1 protein-coding gene is annotated in these 1730 nt (G+C 68.7%); it reads left to right on the top strand.

From position 1 onward, the window contains the following. The first annotated feature begins 82 nt into the window (after positions 1-82). Entirely contained in the window at positions 83-1699 is a 1617-nt protein-coding gene (locus ACFOY2_RS54585; RefSeq protein WP_379536104.1) for an IS1634 family transposase, read from the top strand. Positions 1700-1730 lie beyond the last annotated feature (31 nt).

The following is a 1730-nucleotide window of genomic DNA, read 5'->3' as shown; positions in this document are numbered from 1 at the left end:
GCTAGCCCCGTTTTCCGCACGTGCGGTTGTTTGAAGATCGCCAGGTTGCTGTGGTGATCGTCATCGCGGTATGACCTGGCTGGTGAGACAGCGTGCGCAGTGGGGCCAGGCCAGTGTTGAGAAGATGCTCGGAGCGTTGCCGGTCATCGCCGGGTTCTGCTCGCGGTTACGGATCCGGGAGTTGGTGGATGCGGCCTGCCCGGTGCGTGATGTCGCGGAGCTGACTCATGGGCAGGTGATCGAGGCGCTGGTGGCCAACCGGCTGACCTCGCCTGCCCCGCTGGTGCACGTGCAGGACTGGGCCCGGAATTGGGCGGTGGGCGAGGCGTTCGGGGTCGAGCCGGGCCTGCTCAACGATGACCGCATCGGCCGCGCTCTGGATGCCATAGCTCCGCACCTGGACCATCTGGCCGGGTCGGTCGGGCTGGCCGCGATCGAGGCGTTCGGCGTGGAGGTGACACGCCTGCACTGGGACATGACCTCGATCTCGTTGCACGGCGACTACGACGATGCCGAGCCCGGCTACGCGCGGCCGCGTTTCGGCCACCCCAAAGACCGGCGGCCGGATCTGAAGCAGGTCCAGGCCGGGATCGCGGTCAGCGGTGACGGCGCGATCCCGGTCTTTCACCGCGCCTATGACGGCGCGGCCGGTGAGGTCGGGCAGGTCATCGGCGCGATGCAGGGCCTGCAGAAGCTGGCCGGCCCGCAACGGATGCTGATGATCGGTGATTCCAAGCTGGTCTCGTATGCGAACCTGGCTGCGATGATCGCCGGCGGGGTGGCCTTCATCGCGCCGGCCTCCAAGCACTACGTCAGCGCCGAGACCCTGGCAGGCCAGAAGATCTCTGCGGCCACCCGGGTGGACTATGTCGCCGCCCGGGACGAGGGCAAGCCCGTCGAGCGGCGTGGCGTCTGGCACGTGCGTGACGACGTCATGACGCTGGCCGGCCCGCGCAAGAAGGACCCGGTGCTGACGCTGCGGCGAGTCTTCGTGCACTCCTCGGCCCGCGCTCAGGCGGCCGAGGCCGCCCGGGCCAAGAAGCTGGCGCGGGCCAGTGAAGATCTGGCCCGGCTGGAGCGTGGTCTGGGCGGACGCCACTACCCCGACGAGCAGGCCGTCACCGACCGGATCACCGCGATCGGCCGCGCCCGGCGGGTGGCCGCCTACCTGACCGCGGTCACCGGCACCGACCCGGACACCGGCAAACCCACCCTGGCCTGGCACTTCGACCAGCAGGTGCTGGAGGCCGAAGCCGCCACCGACGGCTGGTACGCCCTGCTGACCGACCTTGATGCGGATCAGGTCGACGCCGGACAGGTACTGCGTCACTACAAAGGCCAAGAAGCGGTCGAGCGCCGCTACCAGGCATTCAAGGGGCCGCTGGCCGTGACCAGCCTGTATCTGAAGAGCAACCGCCGCATCGCCGCGCTGATCACCGTGATCTGCCTGGCGCTGCTCATCTTCTGCCTGATCGAACGCCAGGTCCGCCACGCCCTGGCGGCTCGCGGCCAGGCCAAGGTCAACGGCTTGTACGCCGGACGGCCCGCAGTGCCCACCGGCAAGCTCGTCCTCGACGCCCTGGCCGGTATCCGGCTGATCCCGGGCACCGGCCAGTCACCCCCGACCATCCCGCAACCCACCGCACTCCAACTTGATCTCCTGGACCTCCTCGACATCGATCCACGAGACCTTCGCTGAAGATCACTCACGTGCGGAAAACGGGGCTAGC

It is taken from the genome of Nonomuraea purpurea (assembly GCF_042650645.1).
Lineage (GTDB): Bacteria > Actinomycetota > Actinomycetes > Streptosporangiales > Streptosporangiaceae > Nonomuraea > Nonomuraea purpurea.
Note: the sequence above shows the minus strand (reverse complement) of the source record. Positions and strands in the feature narration are given on the sequence as shown.